21 protein-coding genes are annotated in these 19,005 nt (G+C 73.5%); 9 read left to right on the top strand and 12 right to left on the bottom strand.

The genetic code is table 11. The features are described from left to right. Nucleotides 1-1,323: M28 family peptidase (locus AB0J69_RS36100; RefSeq protein ID WP_364126903.1), on the top strand; the 1,323-nt coding region annotated here is incomplete at its 5' end. 102 nt (nucleotides 1,324-1,425) lie between these two features. Here the strand turns inward: AB0J69_RS36100 and AB0J69_RS36095 are convergent. Further along, nucleotides 1,426-1,761 carry a metalloregulator ArsR/SmtB family transcription factor gene (locus tag AB0J69_RS36095; RefSeq protein WP_364126901.1) on the bottom strand — a complete coding sequence of 112 codons (336 nt, stop codon included), beginning with the start codon at nucleotides 1,759-1,761 and terminating at the stop codon, nucleotides 1,426-1,428. A 65-nt stretch (nucleotides 1,762-1,826) separates the two neighbouring features. On the opposite strand from AB0J69_RS36095, the gene AB0J69_RS36090 reads away from it, so the two are divergent. Beyond that, entirely contained in the window at nucleotides 1,827-2,906 is a 1,080-nt protein-coding gene (locus AB0J69_RS36090) for an NAD(P)/FAD-dependent oxidoreductase (RefSeq protein WP_364126898.1), read from the top strand. A gap of 136 nt (nucleotides 2,907-3,042) precedes the next feature. Here the strand turns inward: AB0J69_RS36090 and AB0J69_RS36085 are convergent, their stop codons facing one another. Then, nucleotides 3,043-3,603, bottom strand: a complete 561-nt coding sequence (locus AB0J69_RS36085; RefSeq protein ID WP_364126895.1) for a CGNR zinc finger domain-containing protein — start codon at nucleotides 3,601-3,603, stop codon at nucleotides 3,043-3,045. A gap of 78 nt (nucleotides 3,604-3,681) precedes the next feature. Between AB0J69_RS36085 and AB0J69_RS36080 the strand changes: the two genes are divergently transcribed. From AB0J69_RS36080 to AB0J69_RS36070, 3 genes are all read left to right on the top strand, one after another. Then, entirely contained in the window at nucleotides 3,682-4,161 is a 480-nt protein-coding gene (locus AB0J69_RS36080) for a DUF664 domain-containing protein (RefSeq protein ID WP_364126893.1), read from the top strand. Then, a complete protein-coding gene (locus tag AB0J69_RS36075; protein ID WP_364126891.1) occupies nucleotides 4,158-5,342 on the top strand; it encodes an aminotransferase class I/II-fold pyridoxal phosphate-dependent enzyme in 1,185 nt (394 codons plus the stop codon). Before AB0J69_RS36080 ends, AB0J69_RS36075 begins: the two co-directional genes overlap by 4 nt. Before the next feature lie 399 nt (nucleotides 5,343-5,741). After that, complete coding sequence (locus AB0J69_RS36070) at nucleotides 5,742-6,296, top strand: hemerythrin domain-containing protein (protein WP_364126889.1); 555 nt, start codon at nucleotides 5,742-5,744, stop codon at nucleotides 6,294-6,296. 23 nt (nucleotides 6,297-6,319) lie between these two features. On the opposite strand, the gene AB0J69_RS36065 is transcribed toward AB0J69_RS36070, so the two are convergent. Next, on the bottom strand, nucleotides 6,320-6,508 hold the full coding sequence (locus tag AB0J69_RS36065; protein ID WP_364126886.1) for a hypothetical protein: 189 nt from the start codon (nucleotides 6,506-6,508) through the stop codon (nucleotides 6,320-6,322). 86 nt (nucleotides 6,509-6,594) lie between these two features. After that, nucleotides 6,595-7,041, bottom strand: coding sequence for a hypothetical protein (locus AB0J69_RS36060; protein ID WP_364126883.1), 447 nt, complete (start codon nucleotides 7,039-7,041; stop codon nucleotides 6,595-6,597). Between the two features lie 113 nt (nucleotides 7,042-7,154). Between AB0J69_RS36060 and AB0J69_RS36055 the strand changes: the two genes are divergently transcribed. After that, entirely contained in the window at nucleotides 7,155-7,643 is a 489-nt protein-coding gene (locus AB0J69_RS36055) for a sigma-70 family RNA polymerase sigma factor (protein WP_364126881.1), read from the top strand. Beyond that, nucleotides 7,640-8,224: a hypothetical protein gene (locus AB0J69_RS36050; protein WP_364126879.1), complete on the top strand. Its 585-nt coding sequence runs from the start codon at nucleotides 7,640-7,642 to the stop codon at nucleotides 8,222-8,224. Before AB0J69_RS36055 ends, AB0J69_RS36050 begins: the two co-directional genes overlap by 4 nt. A 24-nt stretch (nucleotides 8,225-8,248) precedes the next feature. Here the strand turns inward: AB0J69_RS36050 and AB0J69_RS36045 are convergent, their stop codons facing one another. Further along, complete coding sequence (locus AB0J69_RS36045; protein WP_364126877.1) at nucleotides 8,249-9,154, bottom strand: LysR family transcriptional regulator; 906 nt, start codon at nucleotides 9,152-9,154, stop codon at nucleotides 8,249-8,251. A 170-nt stretch (nucleotides 9,155-9,324) separates the two neighbouring features. Here AB0J69_RS36045 and AB0J69_RS36040 point away from each other — a divergent pair, with 170 nt between their 5' ends. After that, nucleotides 9,325-10,221 carry an SDR family oxidoreductase gene (locus AB0J69_RS36040; protein WP_364126874.1) on the top strand — a complete coding sequence of 299 codons (897 nt, stop codon included), beginning with the start codon at nucleotides 9,325-9,327 and terminating at the stop codon, nucleotides 10,219-10,221. A gap of 23 nt (nucleotides 10,222-10,244) precedes the next feature. On the opposite strand, the gene AB0J69_RS36035 is transcribed toward AB0J69_RS36040, so the two are convergent. The 6 genes from AB0J69_RS36035 to AB0J69_RS36010 all read right to left on the bottom strand — a co-directional run bounded on the left by AB0J69_RS36035 (nucleotide 10,245) and on the right by AB0J69_RS36010 (nucleotide 15,971). After that, nucleotides 10,245-11,270, bottom strand: a complete 1,026-nt coding sequence (locus tag AB0J69_RS36035; protein ID WP_364126872.1) for an iron chelate uptake ABC transporter family permease subunit — start codon at nucleotides 11,268-11,270, stop codon at nucleotides 10,245-10,247. Nucleotides 11,271-11,274: 4 nt separating this feature from the next. Then, the gene (locus AB0J69_RS36030) at nucleotides 11,275-12,273 is read right to left on the bottom strand and encodes an iron ABC transporter permease (protein ID WP_364126869.1); all 999 of its coding nucleotides are present in this window, start codon (nucleotides 12,271-12,273) and stop codon (nucleotides 11,275-11,277) included. 22 nt (nucleotides 12,274-12,295) lie between these two features. Further along, complete coding sequence (locus tag AB0J69_RS36025) at nucleotides 12,296-13,315, bottom strand: iron-siderophore ABC transporter substrate-binding protein (RefSeq protein ID WP_364126867.1); 1,020 nt, start codon at nucleotides 13,313-13,315, stop codon at nucleotides 12,296-12,298. A gap of 152 nt (nucleotides 13,316-13,467) precedes the next feature. Further along, the gene (locus tag AB0J69_RS36020) at nucleotides 13,468-13,740 is read right to left on the bottom strand and encodes a WGxxGxxG family protein (RefSeq protein WP_364126864.1); all 273 of its coding nucleotides are present in this window, start codon (nucleotides 13,738-13,740) and stop codon (nucleotides 13,468-13,470) included. Nucleotides 13,741-13,872: 132 nt separating this feature from the next. After that, nucleotides 13,873-15,198, bottom strand: coding sequence for a 1-acyl-sn-glycerol-3-phosphate acyltransferase (locus tag AB0J69_RS36015; protein WP_364126861.1), 1,326 nt, complete (start codon nucleotides 15,196-15,198; stop codon nucleotides 13,873-13,875). Further along, the gene (locus tag AB0J69_RS36010) at nucleotides 15,195-15,971 is read right to left on the bottom strand and encodes a GNAT family N-acyltransferase (protein ID WP_364126859.1); all 777 of its coding nucleotides are present in this window, start codon (nucleotides 15,969-15,971) and stop codon (nucleotides 15,195-15,197) included. The genes AB0J69_RS36015 and AB0J69_RS36010 overlap by 4 nt, the downstream gene beginning before the upstream one ends. Before the next feature lie 399 nt (nucleotides 15,972-16,370). On the opposite strand from AB0J69_RS36010, the gene fusA reads away from it, so the two are divergent. Next, a complete protein-coding gene (fusA, locus tag AB0J69_RS36005) occupies nucleotides 16,371-18,443 on the top strand; it encodes an elongation factor G (RefSeq protein ID WP_364126856.1) in 2,073 nt (690 codons plus the stop codon). Nucleotides 18,444-18,501: 58 nt separating this feature from the next. Here fusA and AB0J69_RS36000 read toward each other — a convergent pair whose 3' ends face one another. Continuing rightward, on the bottom strand, nucleotides 18,502-19,005 hold the full coding sequence (locus AB0J69_RS36000; protein WP_364126853.1) for a GNAT family N-acetyltransferase: 504 nt from the start codon (nucleotides 19,003-19,005) through the stop codon (nucleotides 18,502-18,504).

The raw sequence follows: 19,005 nt of genomic DNA, 5'->3' as shown, positions 1-19,005 counted from the left end.
GGGGCCGACCAACATCCAGGAGCCGGTGACCACCGGTGCGGCGGGATGCTGCGGATGACGTCCACCGACCCGGCGCCGGCGCACACCGCGCCGGTGCCGGCGGCGGCCCTGGAGCAGTTGTCCACCGGGCGCATGCTGGCCACCGTGCGGGAGCTCGCCGGCGATCGCTACAGCGGGCGGCGGGTGGGCACGCCCGGCGGCCGAGCCGCCGCCACCTGGCTCGCCGGCGAGCTGCGCGAGCTGGGCGCCGAAGTCGAGCTGACCGGCTTTCCCGTCTCCGGCGTGCGGGAGCTGTACGGGACACCGATCATGCGATGGAACATCGACGGGAAGCCGCACCCCTTGGAGCATCGCCGCGACTTCGCCGAGCACCTCGCCTCGGCCGAGCTGCCCGTGGCACGCACCGGGCCTGTGGCTGCGGCCGGACATGCGGACCTGCACGGCCGGTGGGTTCTGGCCGCCGATGACCTGCCGCAGGCATGTGAACGAGCCGCAGCCCGCCAGGCGGCCGGGGTCATCACCGCACGCGGCACGGACGCCGACGGCTGGCTGCCCAAGATGATCGCCGGGCCACCCGTTCAGCCCATGCCGATCCTGGCGTTGCGCACCGAACTGCACCAGCACCTCACCGAGGCGCTCGGCCGTGGCCCGGTGCACGTGACGGCGTCCATGCCCATGCGGGTGGTCGTCGCCGACGGCGTCAACGTCGAGGGGCGCCTGCCGGCCGCCCGCCCCCGCGCCGACACCGGCGCAGCGCTGACGCGAGTGTTGCTGACCGCGCACTTCGACGGCGTCGGCGACGATCCGGAGCGTCGCCTGCCGGCGGCCGCCGACAACGCCTCGGGCGTGGCCGTCATCCTGGAGGTGGCCCGCGTGCTGGTGGCGGTCGGCATCCCGGACCCGCTCGAGGTGCGCGTCGCCCTGCTGGACGGCGAGGAGGCCGGTGCATGGGGATCCGCGCACCACGCCGCGACCCTGCCGGCGGACACGCTGGTGATCAACCTGGACGGGGCGGCGCAACTGCACCAGGCCGCCTCGGTCGAGGCGGGCGGTCCCGCCCATGCCCTCCTCGCCTGCCTGGACCGGGCAGCCCGCCTGACCGGCGTGCCCCTACGGGCGGGCGCGATGGCCTCGGACAACCGCCGTTACGCCGCCGCCGGCCTCGCCGCGATCGGCATCGGCATGGGCATGCCCGGCTACCAGACCCCGGCCGAGACCCCGGACCGCGTCGAAGCAGGCACGCTCATGACAGCGGCCCGCCTGCTCCTCGCCACGGTTAGCCGGCTGGCTCACCCGGGAACCCAGGACGGTCCAGCCGTGTGACGGGCAGGCGGCAGGCACTACCGGCGTGTGGAATCCCGAGCCCACATGGAAGCGCCAGCACGATGGGCCGAGCATCGGGCGCGCAGCACTTCTCCAAGCTGATCAGCTACAGGAGGCGCCGGTAGCGCGGTCGTCGGGCGGGCAGCAGGCCTGGAGGGTCGCCTGGAGGTCGGACAGCGCCTTGCCGATCCGCGCGGAATCGGCGCGGTAGTAGACGGTCTTCCACTCGCGCCGCGAGCTCAGCACGCCGCCGTCGCGCAACGTGGCCAGATGAGTCGAGGTGGCGGACTGGGCGAGGGACATGCGCTCGGCCACCTCGTTGACGGTCAGCTCGATCCCGCCGGCGAACAGCTCCATGATCCGCTGGCGGGTCTCGCTGGCCATCGCCTTGAGGAAGCCGCGCGCCTCGTCGCTCAGCTCGATGGAAGTGGACGTCATGGTCATAGCATCACCCCACCACCATCATATTGTGTTTTCTGGATGTGACGATATGATATGGCGGCATGGACACCATCGTCATCGGCGGCGGCCAGTCCGGCCTCGCCGCCGCACACTGCCTGCGCACCGCCGGACTCCGGCCCGTCATCCTCGAAGCCGGCGAACACCCCACCGGCTCCTGGGCCGACTACTACGACAGCCTCACCCTCTTCTCCCCCGCCCGCCACAGCACCCTCGGCGGCCAGGAGTTCCCCGGCGACCCCGACCACTACCCCACCCGTGACCAGGTCGTGGCATACCTGCAGCGCTACGCCGACAGCCTCGACGTCGACATCCGCACCCGCACCCGGGTGAGCACCGTCGAGGACGACGGCGCGGGCGGCTTCCTCGTCCACACCGCCGACGGCGACACCCTGCGTACGAAGGGGGTGGTGGCGGCCAGCGGCTCGTTCGGCAATCCGCGCCTCCCGCAGCTGCCCGGCCAGGACACCTTCACCGGCCGGCTGCTGCACGTGGCCGACTACCGCAGCCCCAAGCACTACGCGGGCCGGCGCGTCGTCATCGTCGGCGGCGGCAACTCCGCCGTGCAGGTCGGCTACGAGCTCGCCGAGGTGGCCACGGTCACCCTGGCCACCCGCCACCCGATCGCCTTCATGCCCCAGTTCATCGGCGGCCAGGACGTCCACCACTGGCACGCCACCACCGGCTTCGACGACCTGCCGCCGTACTGGCTGGCCCGGATCGTCGCCCGCGCGGGCGGCGGCACCCTGGTCCTGGACACCGGCGACTACGCCGCCGCCCTGGCCGACGGCCGGATGGAACGCCGCCCCCTGTTCACCGCCTTCGAGGGCGACCGGATCCTGTGGTCAGACGGTGAGCGCGAGCACGTGGACACCGTCATCTTCGCCACCGGCTACCGCCCCGACCTGGGCTGTCTCCACCCGCTCGGCGCGCTCGGCGAGCACGGCCTGCCGCTGCACGACGGCGGCGTCTCCACCACCCATCTCGGGCTCGGCTACGTCGGGGTGGAGTTCCAGCGTTCGTTCGCCTCCAACACCCTGCGCGGCGTCCACCGCGACGCCCGGCACGTCACCGCGCCGATCGCCGCGTACGCCGGCGGCGCCCTGGCCACCTACGGCCTGTGACCTGGCCTCCGTACCGCTCGCCGCATGCGCGCCGTCGGCACAACGCTGAGCTCCAGGGGCCCCGCTGACCTACTGGGAGCCTCCGCGGACGTCCGCGCCTGGCGGCCCGTGAGCGTCGAGAACCCCTGACGCCGCTTCAGCCGCGGGTGGTCCCGCTTCTGCGGGAGCGATAGTTCGCCACCTTGACGCGGTTACCGCATTCCTCCATGCCGCACCACTGGCGATTGCCGCCCCGGGAGCGGTCGATGAAGATCCGCGTGCATTCTTCCAGCGCGCATTCACGGATGCGCAGCCCGCCGGGCTGCTCGGTGAACTCTCCGAGCAGCTCGGCCGCGGATCGGGCCACGCTGGACGCGATCGCGCCCGCGCTTCCGGAGCGTACGAGCCCGCCAGGGGTCAGCCGCACCTGCGGCGGCGCCTCCGCCGCCGCCTCGTTGACGGCGCGCAGATCGTCCTCCGGCCAGGGCCGCCCGTCCATGGCGCACGTCACCAGCCGGTAGGCGGCCTCCCGCAGCATGCACAGCCACCGCAGGTCGGCGGCGCCGACGGCCGGCTCCTCGCTCGTCACCCCGGCCGCCACGGCCCATCGGCCGAGGTCGGCCGGGGTGGCCAGGAGCTCCTCCGGACGGGTGCGCCGCCATTTGAGCGTGCCCGCGAAGTCGAGGGCGAGGTTGCCGCTGACGAAGACGAAACTCACGACACCATCTTGACAGGTTACATACGGCTGCCGCAATCTTCTGTACACCTGCTTAGCCGGTTACATCGGGAGCCATGTGTGATCACCGACGACGACTACCTCTACTACGTCGACCGCGCCCTGAACGGGATGGCCGGCATCGTCGCCGGCCTCGGCGACCAGCTCGCCAACGCCAGGCCGCCCTTTCCCGGCGCCAACTCGCCGTACGCGCTGCTCACGCACTGCCTGGGAGTGGTGTCGTACTGGGCCGGGCAGCTCGTGGCCGGACGCGAGGTCACCCGCGACCGCGACGCCGAGTTCGCCGGCACCGGCCTGGTGGGCCCGCTGCTGGACGAGGTGGCGGTGGTACGGGGCCGGCTGGCCGACGACGTACGCGCGGCCGTACCCGGAGCGCGGCTGCGCGGCGCGCCGCCCGCGGCCTTCCTCGGACCCGACCGCGAGCTGACCCAGGGAGCGGCGCTGCTGCACGTCTACGAGGAGCTCGCGCAGCACCACGGCCAGATGGAGATCCTGCGCGACGCCATCCTCGCCGGCCGGCCCGCAGGGGAGCGCCCGTGAACCGCCCGCCCGCCGGCCCGTTCGAGACCATCGACGTCGAACGGCTGCGCTCGGGGTACGGCGTCAAATGGGGTTCCCTGCCTCCGGACACCGTCGGGGCCTGGGTCGCCGACATGGACTTCGGCATCCCGCCCGCCGTACAGGAGAGCATCCTGCGCACCACGCGGCACGCGGACTTCGGCTACCCGTACTGGCGGGGAGAGGACCCGGTGGTCGAGGCGTTCGAGGAGCGCATGCTCGCCCGTCACGGGTGGCGTCCGCGGCGGGAGCGGACCCGGGTGTTCAGCGACCTGCTGCAGATCCTCCAGGTCGTCATCGAGTACGCCACCGAGCCGGGTGACGGTGTCGCCATTCACGTCCCCGCGTACCCGCCGTTCCTGGCCAGCATCGTCCGGGCGGGCCGCCGGATCGTACCGCTGCCCGTGACGCGCGATGAGACAGGGTGGCAGGTCCCGGCCGACGGGCTCACTGAGCGCCTGCGAGCCCAGCGCTGCCGCCTGCTCGTGGTCGTCAACCCGCACAATCCGACCGGCCGCGTGCTCACGCCCGCGGAACTGCTCCCCCTCGCCGCGGCGGCCGAGGAGCTGGACCTGCTGGTGCTGGCCGACGAGATCCACGCCGATCTCGTGTTCGCCCCGCACCAGCACGTGCCGTTCGCCTCGATCGCCACGGCCGACGCACGCACGGTCACGGCGACCTCGGCGACGAAGGCGTTCAACCTGGCCGGGCTCCGCTGCGCCGTCGCGCACATCGGCCCGGACCGGCTGCACGACGCGCTCAACAAGGCTCCGCTGGACTTCTTCGGTACGCCGAGCATCCTCAGCCGGGTCGCCACCGTGGCCGCCTGGCGCCGGTCCGACGCCTGGCTGGCGGACCTGTCGGACACCCTCGTGCGCAACCAGCGCCTGATCGAGGAATGGGCGGCGGCGCTGCCATGGGACCTGCGTTACCACTCGCCGGAGGGGACGTACCTGAGCTGGCTCGACTTCAGCCGGAGCCCGATCGGGGGCGGGTCGCCCGCCGGACACCTGGAACGGCTGGCGAGGGTCAAACTCAGCGAAGGAGCCGAGTTCTCGCAGCACACGGAGGTGGACACCGCGGCGTTCGCCCGGCTCAACTTCGCCACCAGCCCGGCCAACCTCGCGGAGATCCTCGACCGCGTCGCGACCGCCCTGAAGTGATCCGCGCCGCCTGAGACCGCCTGCTCCCCGGGGTGGCGGTGATCCACCAGCGGGGGCCGGTGATCCACCAGCGGGGGCCGTGGCTGAGCGTGGACCCGCGGCGCGTGTCCCTCATGGACTCGCGCGGCGCCGCCGCCCTGCTGCGGGCGGCGGCGGCCGGCCCGGTCGCTCGGCGGAAACCTCACCCTGATCGGTCCCAACGCTCCGGCGGCGCTGGTGCTGTACGCCCGTCCTCCCCGACCAGGAACTCGCACCACCCGGCTCGACTGCGGCGTCGCAATTCCGGATTCCGTAAGGACCTTGGCTGCCCTTTCCCATGCGCGCGTGCCGGTTGCCCTGCCGGGTAGGCCACGCCCGTACCCGAAGGAGGAGTCCATGACCAGAACAGCCCCAGAGACGATGGGCGAAACCGACGTCATCGACCTGCTACTGGCCCAGCACGCCATGATCAGAGACCTGTTCGACGAGGTCGAACAAGCACCCGCCGACCAACGCGCCGAAGCCTTCACCCGACTCGTACGCCTCCTGGCCGTCCACGAAACCGCCGAAGAAGAAATCGTTCACCCCTACGCCCGCCGCAACATCGACGGCGGCGACGGAGTCGTCGACGACCGGCTCACCGAGGAAAACCAGGCCAAGCAACTGCTCTCCCAAATGGACCAGGCCGGCCCCGACGCCCCCGACTTCGCCGCCAACCTCGCCATGCTGCGCACCGCCGTGGAAGCACACGCCCGCAGCGAAGAACGCTACGAATTCACCCAGCTCCGCGGCCACACCACCGAAGCCGAACGCCGCACCATGGCCGCCGGCGTCAAGGCCGCCGAAGCCATGGCACCCACCCACCCCCACCCCGGCACCGAAACCGCCACCAAGAACATCCTGGCCGGCACACCCATCGCCATGATGGACCGGGTCCGCGACGCCATCCGCCAAGCCATGGGCAAGAACCCCTGACCATGACAACCCGCGGAATCGAGCTACCCGGCACCATCCTCGGGATCGGGCTGGGCGGGTTCGCCGATGGCATCCCGCCGCACCCTCCGGACCCGGTCCCGCTGCAGGGCTCGGTCCGGCATCAGCCCGGTGTGCCGGAGTGCCGCCCCGGCGGCCTTGTCGTACTGGCGCCCGGCCCGGCCGGCCTCGGGACCGTGGTGGTGCTCCAGCATCCGGCCCGCGGCCCGCGGCCCGCAGCGCCATCCGCCGGAGACTGGATCCCGACGGGCGTCCGTTCTGCCTCTGCCTTTAGGTCGTCTCAGCCGGCGATCACGCCGGAGCGGGGGCGCCCCTCCACCCGGCCGGACTGACCTCCGCTGCCGTGGGGGACGGCTGCGCCGCTCACGCAGGTGTGCCCGGAGGGGTGTTCGGGAGTGGGCGGGGTCTCGATCAGCGGCTTCCATGCGGGGTCGGGCACCGTCGCCGGGTTGCCGTCGGTGCCGGCCTCGCGGATGGCCGTGATCGGCCGCCGCCGGTTCACGCGGTACGTGTCGCTGTGGCAGGCGATCGCGCCGTCGGCCTCCTGGTGAACGACGTGGTAGTCGGGGCCCAGCAGGTCGACGACCTGGTCATGGTCGTCTGCCACGACCGACTCCTGGAAGGCGACCAGATCCGGGCACAGGTCACGCAACCCGGTGATCAGTACTTCCCTGCGCTCGCTCCAGGAGCCGTGCCTGGTCCAGAGGTTCAGCGTGGCGACGCGCATATCCGGGCGCTACCCCGTGTGCGGTACGGCGGGGGTCGCCGCCTCCATCGGCAGGCGCCACAATCGTGGAGGTTTCCGGTAAGTGTGATGGCGCTCCCGGGCGTGTAGAGGGTGTGGAGCAACTGGAGTTCGAGGAGTTCTACCGGGACAGCAGGGACGCGTGCCTGCGGGCCGTAGTGGTCGGCACCGGAGATCCGCAGCTGGCCGAGGACCTGGTCGCCGAGGCCTACGTGCAGGCGTGGAGCGGCTGGCGCAAGGTGCGGGCGCATCCCGCGCCGCGCGCCTGGATCGTGCGCACCGCGCTCAACACCCGCGTCTCGTGGTGGCGCAGGCGCCGCCGCGAGGTCGCGCTGGCCGGCCATGACGCCGAAGGACACCAGCAGACGCAGGGCATCGACCCCGCGCTGATGGCCGCCCTGCGGCGCCTGCCCAGGCGGCAGCGGGAGGTGGTGGCGCTGCGGGTCTTCCTCGACCTGGACACCGAGGCCACCGCCAAGACCCTCGGCATCGCTCCGGGCACCGTAACCGCACACCTGGCACGGGCCGTCGCCACGCTGCGCGGCGACCTCGCCACCGCCATCACCCAGGAGGGCCGATCATGAACGACGTCTTCGACACCATGAGAGAGTCGATGGAGGGCGTGCAGATGCGCACCCCCGTCGAGCGGATCGTCGCGGCGGGCCGGGCGCGCCGCCGCAGGAAGGTCACGGCGATCGCGGCGGGCTCCGCCGTGGCCGGAGGGCTGTCGCTGGTCGTCATGACCGGTGGCGCGCAGGTCAACGCGCCGCCCGCGGACGTGCACGTCCAGCTCGCCGCCTTCTCCGTCGACAGCAACGCCGACGGTACGGTCACCGTCAAGCTCACCAAGGAGCAGACCCTCGACCCGGCGATCCTGGAGAGCACTCTGGCCCAGGCGGGCATCCCGGCCGACATCCGGATCAACGAGTTCTGCACGTCCCCGGCCGACATCCCCGGCTTCGACAAGGTCATGGACAGCAGCAAGGAGGCGGACGGGCAGGTCCTGATCACCATCGATCCGGCGGCCATGCCCGCCGGGACGAAGATCATCGCTGGGATCAGGACGCCCGACTACCTGCCGGACAACCCGAGCAAGCTGGGCGCCGTCTTCGGCCTGGCCCGCGACGGCGACACCCTCCGGTGCAGCACCGAGCTTCCTCGGTAGCGCCGACGCGGGGACCTCGCTCGGTCAGGCCGGTGTGGCGCCGCCCGGCTGACCGGTGAGGTGGGCCTGGGCGTACTTGCGGAAGGCGGCCACCAGGCGGCCGCGGTCGCCGGCGCGGGTCGCCAGCGCGACGTGGCTCGGCTCGACGCCTTCCAGGGGAACCGTGGTGAGGTCCGGCCGCAGGCCGGTGAAGTTGGCGCCGGCCGGGACGATGACCACGGCCTGCCCGCCCGCGACGAGCTCGAACTTGTCCTCCACGGCCTCGAGGAAGGGGCCGTCGGGGGCCGGGCTCCCGTCGGGCCGGGGGTCGACGCGCCAGAAGGCGTCCCAGACGGGGTCGGGAGCGCGGGGCAGGGGCTCGTCGGCGATGTCGTCGAGGGTGATCGACTCCTTGCCGGCCAGGCGGTGGTCGCGCGGCACCAGCACTGCCCGGGGCTCGTCGTAGAGGACCGTCACGCGGAGCCCGTCGGTGGGGAACGGCAGCCGGGCCACCACCGCGTCCACCCGGTGGGAGAGCAGCGCGGTGTGCGGCTCGTTCCAGGGCACGTGCAGGGTGCGTACGTCGGCGTCCGGGTGCCGGTGGCGCAGCTCGCGCACGGCGGGGGTGACGATCAGGTTGGCGGTGTAGCCGACGGTGATCCGGTTGGGCCGCGCGGCGGCGCGGGCGCTCGCCGCGGCCTGGGCCGACGACCGCAGGACCGCCTTGGCGAGCGGCAGGAAGACCTCCCCCGCCTCGGTGAGCCGGCTGCCCTGCGGGGTGCGGTCCACCAGGCGGGCGCCCAGCTGCTGTTCGAGGCGGGCGATCTGCCGGCTCAGCGACGACTGGGTGAGGTGGAGGGTCTCGGCGGCGCGGCCGAAGTGCCGGTGCTCGGCGAGGACGGTGAAGCTCCGTACGAGTTGCAGGTCGAGGTCCGGCGGCGACTCGGGCATGCGCCCAGCCTAGTCGCCGAACCCCTTGAGCTGTGGTGATGCGCGAAACGCGATGCGGCTTGCGGAACATTCATTGGACCTGGGACGTTGCGCGAGCGCAAGGTGGAAGCACCGGCCCCTGCGACGTGCGGCCGGTTCTCACCTGCCCTTGCCAAGGAGTGCGTTTCATCATGCGCGTATTCGTCACCGGCGCGACCGGGTTCATCGGGAGCGCCATCGTCCGCGAACTGCTCGGCGCCGGGCATCAGGTCGTCGGGCTCGCCCGCTCCGAGAGGGCCGTCGCCGCGCTGGCGGCCGCCGGGGCCGAGGCGCACCGCGGCTCCCTCGACGACCTGGACAGCCTGCGCGGCGGCGCGGCCGCCGCCGACGGCGTGATCCACACCGCGTTCGTCCACGACTTCTCCGACTTCGAGGCCGCCGTCCGGACCGACCGGCGGGCCATCGAGGCGCTCGGGGAGGCGCTCGTGGGGACCGGCCGGCCCTTCGTCATCGCCTCCGGAACCGCCGGCCTCGCGCCGGGCCGCGTCGCGACGGAGGACAGCGCGCCCGATCCGGGATCGTTCGCGGCGGCCCGGTACGGCTCCGAGGTGGCCGCGCTGTCGTTCGCCGAGCGCGGCGTGCGGACGTCGGCGGTGCGGCTGCCGCCGACGGTGCACGGCGAGGGTGAGCACGGCTTCGTCCCGGGCCTGATCGCCACCGCGCGGGTCAAGGGGGTCTCCGCCTACCCGGGCGACGGGTCGAACCGCTGGCCCGCCGTGCACCGGCTGGACGCCGCGCGGCTGTTCCGGCTGGCGCTGGAGGGCGCGCCCGCGGGCGCGCGCCTGCACGGGGTCGCCGAGGAGGGGGTGCCGGTACGGGAGATCGCCGAGGTGATCGGCCGCCACCTGGGGCTGCCGGTGGCCTCCATCTCCCCCGAGGAGGCAATGGAGCACTTCGGCTTCCTCGGCCTGGTCCTCTCCCTCGACGTCCCCGCCACCAGTGACCTGACCAGGAAACTGCTGGACTGGTCCCCCGGCGGGCCCGCGCTCCTCCCGGACCTCGAGGCGGGCCACTACTTCACCGCCTAGCGCCTGGTCATCGAACCGAACGCCTAGCGCCGCCGGGACCGGGCCAGGAGCCAGAGCAGCAGGGGCGCGCCGAGGGCGCCCGTGACCACGCCGACCGGGAGCTCCACGTCCGGGATCAGCAGGCGGGCCACCAGGTCGGCGGCCAGCACGATGAACGCCCCCATGAGCCCCGCGACCACGGGCGGCGGGCCGGCGGTGCGGGACAGGCGCTGGGCGATCTGGGGAGCGGCCAGCGCCACGAAGGCCACCGGCCCCGCCGCCGCCGTGCCGAACGCCACCAGCCCGACACCCGTCAGCAGCAGCGCCAGCCGGGCCGCCTGCACCCGCGCGCCGAGCACGACCGCGACCTCGTCGCCGAGCTGCAGCGCGCGGGTCCAGTTCCCGAGCACGAGCGTGACCGGAACCAGCACGGCCAGCGCCAGGGCCAGCGGCGCGACGTGGTCCCAGGTGCGGCCGTTCAGGTTGCCGAACAGCCAGCCGAGCGCCTGCTGGGCCTGGAAGTGGCCGCTGGTGACCATGAGGTATTCGGTGGCGCTCGTGCAGATCCACGACAGGCCGATGCCGACCAGGACGATCCGCCCGCCGGTGGTGCCGCGCCGCCACGCCAGCAGGTACGTCACCAGCGCCGCCAGCACGGCCCCCGCGAATCCCAGCAGCTGCAGCCCCGCGCCGATCCCCAGCACGATCCCGGCCACCACGGCCACCCCCGCTCCCTGGGTGACGCCGATCATGTCCGGGCTGGCCAGCGGGTTGCGGGTCATCGTCTGGAACAGCGCCCCCGACAGCCCGAACGCGGCGCCCGCCAGCAGGCCCGTCAATGCCCGGGGCAGGCGCAGCTCCCGTACGACGAACGCGGTGCCCTGGTCCCCGGTGCCCACCAGAGACCCGATCACCTCGCCGAGCCCGAGCCGGACCTCCCCGAGGCCGAGCCCGAGGCAGAAGGCCAGGAAGGCGGCCGCGGCGGTGGCCAGGCCGACCAGGATGAGGCGCGGCCGCAGCACGCCCGAGACGGGCGGCACCGACAGCCGGAAGGTGACCATCTGGCTCATACGCTCACAACTCCGCAAGCCGCCGGCGGCGGGCCAGGACGACGAAGAACGGGCCGCCGATGAACGCCACCAGCAACCCCGCCTGCACCTCGATCGGCGGCGCCACCACGCGCCCGACCACGTCGGCCGCCAGCAGCAGGCACGGCCCGAGCAGCGCCGCCAGCGGCAGCAGCAGCCGGTGGTCGGCCTCCGAGCCGCCCCGCCCGGCCAGGACCCGCGCCGCGTAGGGCACGACCAGCCCGACGAAGACCACGGGCCCGATGGCGGCGACGGCGGAGCCGGTCAGCAGCATCACGGCCGCCGCCCCCTGCAGGCGTACCAGGCCGACCCGGCGGCCCAGCCCCCTGGCCACGTCGTCGCCGAGCGCCAGGCTGTTCAGCGCGGGGCCACCGGCCAGCGCCAGCACCGCCCCCGCCGCCACGAACGGGAGAAGCTGCGGCAGCAGCTGCCCGCCCGAGCCCGACAGCGACCCCGCCGACCAGAACCGGTACCTGCTCAGCGACTCCGGGTCCACCAGCACGAACGCGCTGGTCACCGAGCTGAGCAGGAACGTGACCGCGACCCCGGCCAGCGCCAGCTTCACCGGCGTCATCCCGTCCCGCCCGAGCCCGGCCAGCCCGTACACGACCACGCTGGCCACCAGCGCCCCCGCGAACGCGAACCACACGTACCCGGCCGGCGTGGCCACCCCGAACACCCCGATGGCCAGAACGACGGCGAACGCCGCCCCGGCGCTGACGCCCAGCACCCCGGGGTCGGCCAGCGGGTTGCGGGTGAGCGCCTGCATGAGGGCGCCCGACAGGCCGAGCGCCGCCCCGGCCAGGATGCCGATCAGGGTGCGCGGCACCCGTACCGACCAGACGACGTCCAGGATGTCGGGGTCGGTGACCGTCCCGGCCAGCGCCCCGGCCACCTGATCCAGGGGGATGGCGCGGGCGCCGAGGCACAACGACAGCAGGCACACCCCGGCCAGCGCCGCCGTCGCGGCGGCGAGCGCTTTCATGCGGACGCCTTCGTGAGGGCCGTCACGAGGTCTTGGTCGCCGGGTCGCCGTCCACCGCGGCCGCCAGCCGCGGCACCAGGGTGTCGAGCACGTACGGGAGGCTGAGCACGGTGAGGAAGGCGACCGCGTCGCTGGGCGGGGTGTTCTCCGGCAGGTAGACCTCCCTGCCCTCCTTCACCACGTCGAGCTTGCTGTAGATGCTGTCCCCGTGCAGCTCGGCCTGCCCCTTGGCGGCGTCGGTGACGCTCCAGACGACCACGCCGGTGTCGACGAGGTCGAGCCGCTCCCTGCTGATGTTGGCGCCGAACTTGTCGCCGATGGCCTGGTCGAGGCCGGTGGGGAGCTGGAAGCCGAGCGAGCCGAGCAGGCGGGAGCGCGGGTCCTGGCTGCCGAAGACGAAGTAGCCCTCGTACAGGGTGGCCATGAGGCCGGTCGCGCCCTTGAACTCGGGGTGCTCCTTCTGCACCTGTACGAAACGGGCCTCGACGTCCTTGATGAGCTTGTCGGCGTCCGCGGGCTTGCCGACCGCGGTGCCGACCCGCTTGGTGACCTCCTGCCACGGGATGCCGTAGTCGATGTACTCCTTGGGCTGGGCCACCGTCGGCGCGATCTTCGACAGGGTGTCGTACTGCTCCTTGGTGAGGCCCGAGTACAGGCCCAGGATCAGGTCGGGCTTGAGTGCCGCGATCTTCTCGAACTGGGGGCCGCTCCCGGTGTCCTTGAGCACCTGCGGCACCGTGCCGCCGCCGAGCCGGTCCTCGGCCCAGGGGCCGATCGCGCCCGGGTAGCCGCCGAACCACTCCGTGGTCGCCACCGGCACGATGCCGAGGGCGAGCAGGGAGTCCTGCTCCAGGAGGCCGACGGTGACGACGCGCTGGGGCGCGGCGGTGATCGTGGTGCTGCCGTACTTGTGCGGCAGCGTGACGGGGAAGGCGCCCCCGCTCGCCGCCCGCGTGGCCGCGGCCGGGGGCGCCGGCGCGGTGGAGCCGCAGCCCACGATGGTGATCAGAACGAGCGCCACGAGGGCGAGCGGGCGAGTCAAGTACGGCTCCTCAATCGGTAAGGCACCCCTAAGAAAGGCGAGCCTAACCTAACCCACTTGATCCGCTTCGCGCCACCGCGTGACACGGCTGCCGTGCGGCAGCCGTGTCACCTCGGATGGTCACCCCGGCCGGCGGCCGGGGTCCGGCCCTGTTACGGGCGCGTCGTGCGGTGCGTGATGTGCTCGGCGGTGCCGACGTGGTTACGCTGCTTGCGCATGCCCGCGAAGCCCAGCAGGCCGAGCAGGCCCAGCAGGCCCCACAGGCCGGCGTTGCCGCCGCCTTCATCCCTGGTCTCGTTCGGCTGCGGTGCGGGTGTCACCTGGCTCTGCGCGACCGGCGCGACCGGCGTGTCGGCCGTCGCCGCAGCTGCCGGGGCTAGCGTCAAGAAGAACGCCAGGCCCAGCCCGGTGAGGGTCTTGCGCATTGGGTTCCCCCGATCCGGCGGTCTCAGCGACCGCGGAGACCGCCTATCACGCCTTCTTCGTGGAAGGCTCCCGATAGCGGGGCGATCTCCATATCCCCTGCTAAATACGCCTCTACCATCGTCCCGGCGGCATCAAACGCCTTCTCCTCGCGACGGGGCGCCGTGGCGGTCGGGGATGCCCTGGCGGACGCGGGTCTCGCAGATCCTGGCGAGTTCGGTCCGGGCCCGCTGACGGGGTGCGGTGGGGGCGAGGCGTACGGGGGCGAGCAGCCTCACCTCGGCGACCAGGCCCCGGGTGGCGGCCACCCGGAACATGGAGGCGAGCAGCGAGTCGTCGCCCACGTAGCAGGCGCGGGTGGAGGTGACCGTACCCTCACGGTAACGCAGCGTCACCGGGCGGACGGCCGCACCCGCGTCGACCGCCGCCTGGAACACGGCCGGGCGGAAACTGCCCATGCCCCGCCCGCACCACGTGGTGCCCTCGGGGAAGGCGACCACCGTGTCCCCGGCCCTGAGGGCGTCCGCGACGGCCGCCACGGCCGACGGGAGCGCGGACAGGCGCTCCCGGTCGATGAACAGCCCGCCGGCACCGGCCACCAGCGTGCGGATGACCGGCCAGCCGGCGATCTCGCGCTTGGCCAGGGGGCGGGAGGGCAGGGTGGCGGCGATGACGAGGGGGTCCAGCCAGGAGACGTGATTCGCCACGACGAGCGTCCCGCCTGACGGGTTGCCGCCCGCCGTCCCTCCGGCGGCCTCGACGACGACCTCCAGGCGGATGCCCAGCGCCCGCAGGAGCAGGCGGGCCCACCTGCGGGTGACCTCACCCTGCCACCGCGACGCACGGTCACGGGAGGCGGCGGCAGGGACGGGGGCGCGCCCCACGAGGTGCGGCGTGTGGGCGCGCACCGCGAGCACGCGCAGGAGCAGCGCCCGCAACGCGTAAACCCGCAGGACGAACGCCGCGAGACGGGCGGCGAGTGAGTGCGGGGCGAGAGAACCGGAGGCGGGAGAGGCGAGGGGACGGGAGCCGGGCGGACGGCGGGCGGACGGACGGCCGGCGGGCGGAGCCGGGGCGAGCGATGGCAACGCCCGCGAAGCCGAGGCGGGCGAAGGGAGGCTGGCGGGACGGGAGGTGACGGCGCCGCTGATGGGGGCGCTGGAAACGGCGGCGCGGGATGCGAGGGTGCTGGTGGTGAGAGTGCTGGTGGTGAGGGTGCGAGGGGTGCCGGTGGTGAGGATGCGGGTGGTGAGGGCGGTGGGGACGCCCGCGAGCACCACCGCGAGCGCCCCGAGGAGCCGGGCGGCGCGCTGGAGGCGGCCTGCGGCGGCGGCCGGGTCCGCCACGCAGGTGGCGGGGGTGCAGGGGCCGAACGGCCGCCACGGGTTGTCCCGCACGCCGGCGGCGGGCGCCGGGGCGGCCTCCCGGGGCAGCTCAGCGGGCGGAAGGACGGCGCTCACAGGGGCTCCCCGAGCGGAGGCCTCCCGAGCCGCGGCTCACCGGCCGAAGACGGTCCCAGCGGGGACTCGCCGAGGAAGTACCGCAGGTAGCGGGCGTTCACGTTCGCCATCGACAGCAGCATGAAGAAGTCCGCCGTGCCGAAGTCCCGGTCGTGCGCGGGGGCCCCGCACACCCACGACCCCAGCCGCAGGTACCCCCGCAGCAGCGCCGGCGGCACGAACCGGTCGGGCAGGACGGCGCCACGGGAGCGCCACGGCGTGCGGGGCGTCACCCGGTACTCCGCCGGCCCCAGCGGCACCCGCTCCACCACGGCGGCGGCCAGCGCGCCGCGGTCGTCGAGCGGCACCGAGCAGCAGCCCGCCAGCCACCGGTGACCCCCGGCCACCATGTACCGGGCGATCCCCGCCCACATCAGCGCGACCACCGTGCCGTCCCGGTGGTCGGGGTGCACGCAGGTGCGGCCGGCCTCCACCAGGTCCTTGCGGAGGTGCGCCAGGCCGGTGAGGTCGAACTCGGCGTCGGAGTAGAGCCGTTCGGTACGTCCCGGCGGCAGCAGCCGGTAGGTGCCGACGACCTCGGAGCCGTCGCGGACGAGGAGGTGGTCGCAGTAGGCGTCGAACCGGTCGGCGTCGAGGCCGGAGACCGGGCTGTCGAGCCGCGCCCCCATCTCCTCGGCGAAGACCGCGTACCGGAGTCTCTGAGCGGCCTGTACGTCGGCGGCGCTGGTGGCCATCCCGACCGTGTAGCGACCGGTGTCAAGAGAGATCGTCATGGGCGCGCGTCCTTCCCTGAAAGCGTCTCGCGCCTATGTCGACATGCCGAAATGACGTCCGAGTCTCACACCGGGGGCACTCAGGCGTCCGCGTGGTGACGTTCCGGGGGAGACTTCGCAAAGAAAATGAATTCCCCCGCCGCGACCGGCGTCACTACACTCTCGCCTGAGATCATGACAGGGATCACTACAGGGATCACGACGTGACGAGGGAAGGGAGCCGGCCGTGCGCCACAGCACCGCTGCCGTCATCCCCCCGTCGCGTTACGAGGTGATCCTGGTGTCTTCGTCGCCCCGGTGCCGGCTGCGCGGCCGGCACTGGCTGCTGCCCTGACGAAGACCCCTTCGCCGGGGGAATTGCGCCGTCCTGTCAAAAACGTCCCGAAAGGGTCATGGGCCGTGCGTGCTCACGTCTTCAACCCCCAGACCGTCCCCCTTACCACCGTCCGCAATCTCGGCATCCTCGCGCACGTCGACGCCGGCAAGACCACCGTCACCGAGCGGATGCTGTACCTGACCGGCGCCACCTACAAGCGCGGCGAGGTGCACGACGGCACGACCGTCACCGACTTCGACTCCCAGGAGCGCGACCGCGGCATCACGATCTTCGCCGCGGCCGTGAGCTGCGAGTGGGACGGGCACCGGATCAACCTGATCGACACCCCCGGCCACGTCGACTTCTCCGACGAGGTGGAGCGGTCGCTGCGGGTGCTCGACGGCGCGATCGCGGTGTTCGACGGCGTCGCCGGAGTCGAGCCGCAGAGCGAGTCGGTGTGGCGGCGGGCCGACCGGCACGGCGTGCCGCGCCTGGCGTTCGTCAACAAGCTGGACCGGGCGGGCGCCGACCTCGACGCGGCGGTCGCGTCCATCCGCCGGCGGCTGCATCCGGCGCCGCTGGTGGTGCAGCTGCCGATCGGGCGCGAGGACGCCTTCACCGGCGTGATCGACCTGATCGGCCTGCGGGCGCTGGTCTGGGACGGCGACGCCTGCCAGGTGCGGCCGGTGCCGGACGACCTGCTGGAGGAGGCGCTGCGGCGGCGCCGGCTGCTGGAGGAGGCGGTGGCCGAGCTGCATCCGGGCGCGCTGGAGGAGTTCTGCGCCGGGCCGTCCCCCGCCGGACCGTCGCCCTCCGGGACGTCGCCCTCCGTGACGTCGCTCTCCGGGCCGACGCTGGTCGCCGCGCTGCGCGACCTCACCCGTACCGGTGAGGGTGTCGTGGTGCTGTGCGGCTCGGCGTACCGCAACCGCGGGATCGAGCCGCTGCTGGACGCCGTCGTGCGCTACCTGCCCTCGCCGCTGGACGTGCCCGCGGTGCGCGGGCACGACGGCGAGGTACGGGCCGCCGACCCGGACGCGCCGCTGGCCGCGCTGGCGTTCAAGGTGAGCTCGACGGCGACCGGGCGGCTGACGTACGTGCGGGTGTACTCGGGGACGATGCGGAAGGCGGACACGGTGCTGGACGCGGGCGCGGGCCGTACCGAGCGGATCGGCCGGATCCTGCGCGTGCAGGCCGACCGGCACGCCGAGGCGGACCTGGCGGTGGCCGGGGACATCGTCGCGGTGGTCGGGCCGAAGGCGGCCCGCACCGGCACGACCCTGTGCGCGCCGGGCGCGCCGCTGCTGCTGGAGCCGCCGGGGGCGACCGAGCCGGTGGTGTCGGTGGCCGTCGAGGCGCGCAGGAGCACCGACGGCGACCGGCTGGCGGCGGCGCTGGCCCGGCTGGCCGAGGAGGACCCCTCGCTGGCCGTGCGCACCGACGCCGAGACCGGGCAGACCGTGCTGTCCGGAATGGGCGAGCTGCACCTGGAGGTGGCGGCGGAGAAGCTCCGGCGCGACCACCGCCTGGAGGTGAGCGTCGGCCGGCCGCAGGTCTCCTTCAGGGAGACGGTCGGGCGCGGGGTGTCGGGGCTGCTCTACCGGCACGTCAAGCAGGACGGCGGCGCCGGGCAGTTCGCCCACGTCGTGCTGGACGTCGAGCCGCTGGCGGAGGGTTTCGTGTTCGCCTCGACGGTGGTGGGCGGCCGGGTGCCGCGCGAGTACGTGCGCGCGGTCGAGGCCGGCTGCCGGGACGCGCTGTCCGACGGCCCGCTGGACGGCCACCCGGTGACCGGCCTGCGGGTCACGCTCACCGACGGGGCCACCCACGTGAAGGACTCCTCGGAGATGGCGTTCCGCACGGCGGGGCGGCTGGGGCTGCGCGAGGCGCTGCGCCAGTGCGCGATGGTGCTGCTGGAGCCGGTGGTGGAGGTGACGGTGACCGTGCCGGACGACATGGCCGGCGGGGTGCTGGGCGACCTGTCGGCCCGGCGCGGCCGCGTCTCGGGCTCGGCGGCGCGGGCCGGCACGGTGGTGATCACCGCGGTCGTGCCGCTGGCCGAGGTGTTCGGGTACGCGACCGGCCTGCGCAGCCGCACCCAGGGCCGGGGCACGTTCACCACCCGCCCGGCCGGCTACGCCCCCGCGGCCCGCTGACCCGGGCCGGGGGGCCCCGCTCCCCCGGTACGCCGGGGCGGCGCGGGGCCGCCCGCGCTCAGGCGGTGGTGAAGGAGATCCACGCGTCCGGCGGCAGGTCGGGCCGGTTCGGCACGGGCCGGCGTTCCTCGGTCCAGGCGTCGCCGGCGATCTCCTTCGCCACCCGCCGCCAGAAGGCCACCGCGCCCGCGTTGGCGTCCTGGAAGGCGATCTCCCACGGGCCCGGGTGCCGGGCGACCACCTCCCGGACGGCACGCAGCCCCAGACCGGACCGGCGCGCGCCGCGTACGACGAAGAAGCTGTTGAGCACGCGCGCCGGGCCGGACAGGCTGCGCACGAAGGCGAACCCGGCGGGCCGGTCGCCGCTGGTGAACAGGTAGGCCGCCCAGTCGTCGCGCTCGAACGCCGACCGGAGCCGGGAGTCGTTCTTGAACGTGGCGTCGGGGTTGGGCAGCTCGCTGTCGAACTCCGACATGTCGTGGCGGAACATGAGCCAGAGCCGTTCGACCGCGGGACGGTCCGCCGCGGTCGCCGGGCGCACGATGGCGTGAAGTGAGGTCAT

This window comes from Nonomuraea sp. NPDC049709, assembly GCF_040674815.1.
Taxonomy (GTDB): Bacteria; Actinomycetota; Actinomycetes; order Streptosporangiales; family Streptosporangiaceae; genus Nonomuraea.
This window is presented reverse-complemented; position numbering and strand designations above follow the sequence as displayed.

Excerpts from the sequence above, each read along its gene's own strand:
- AB0J69_RS36095 (WP_364126901.1), bottom strand. The coding sequence starts at position 1,761 with ATGACGTCCACTTCCATCGAGCTGAGCGACGAGGCGCGCGGCTTCCTC.
- AB0J69_RS36090 (WP_364126898.1), top strand. The coding sequence starts at position 1,827 with ATGGACACCATCGTCATCGGCGGCGGCCAGTCCGGCCTCGCCGCCGCA.
- AB0J69_RS36070 (WP_364126889.1), top strand. The coding sequence starts at position 5,742 with ATGGGCGAAACCGACGTCATCGACCTGCTACTGGCCCAGCACGCCATG.
- AB0J69_RS36065 (WP_364126886.1), bottom strand. The coding sequence starts at position 6,508 with ATGCTGGAGCACCACCACGGTCCCGAGGCCGGCCGGGCCGGGCGCCAG.
- AB0J69_RS36060 (WP_364126883.1), bottom strand. The coding sequence starts at position 7,041 with ATGCGCGTCGCCACGCTGAACCTCTGGACCAGGCACGGCTCCTGGAGC.
- AB0J69_RS36050 (WP_364126879.1), top strand. The coding sequence starts at position 7,640 with ATGAACGACGTCTTCGACACCATGAGAGAGTCGATGGAGGGCGTGCAG.
- AB0J69_RS36045 (WP_364126877.1), bottom strand. The coding sequence starts at position 9,154 with ATGCCCGAGTCGCCGCCGGACCTCGACCTGCAACTCGTACGGAGCTTC.
- AB0J69_RS36040 (WP_364126874.1), top strand. The coding sequence starts at position 9,325 with ATGCGCGTATTCGTCACCGGCGCGACCGGGTTCATCGGGAGCGCCATC.
- AB0J69_RS36035 (WP_364126872.1), bottom strand. The coding sequence starts at position 11,270 with ATGAGCCAGATGGTCACCTTCCGGCTGTCGGTGCCGCCCGTCTCGGGC.
- AB0J69_RS36030 (WP_364126869.1), bottom strand. The coding sequence starts at position 12,273 with ATGAAAGCGCTCGCCGCCGCGACGGCGGCGCTGGCCGGGGTGTGCCTG.
- AB0J69_RS36020 (WP_364126864.1), bottom strand. The coding sequence starts at position 13,740 with ATGCGCAAGACCCTCACCGGGCTGGGCCTGGCGTTCTTCTTGACGCTA.
- AB0J69_RS36010 (WP_364126859.1), bottom strand. The coding sequence starts at position 15,971 with ATGACGATCTCTCTTGACACCGGTCGCTACACGGTCGGGATGGCCACC.
- AB0J69_RS36000 (WP_364126853.1), bottom strand. The coding sequence starts at position 19,005 with ATGACCTCACTTCACGCCATCGTGCGCCCGGCGACCGCGGCGGACCGT.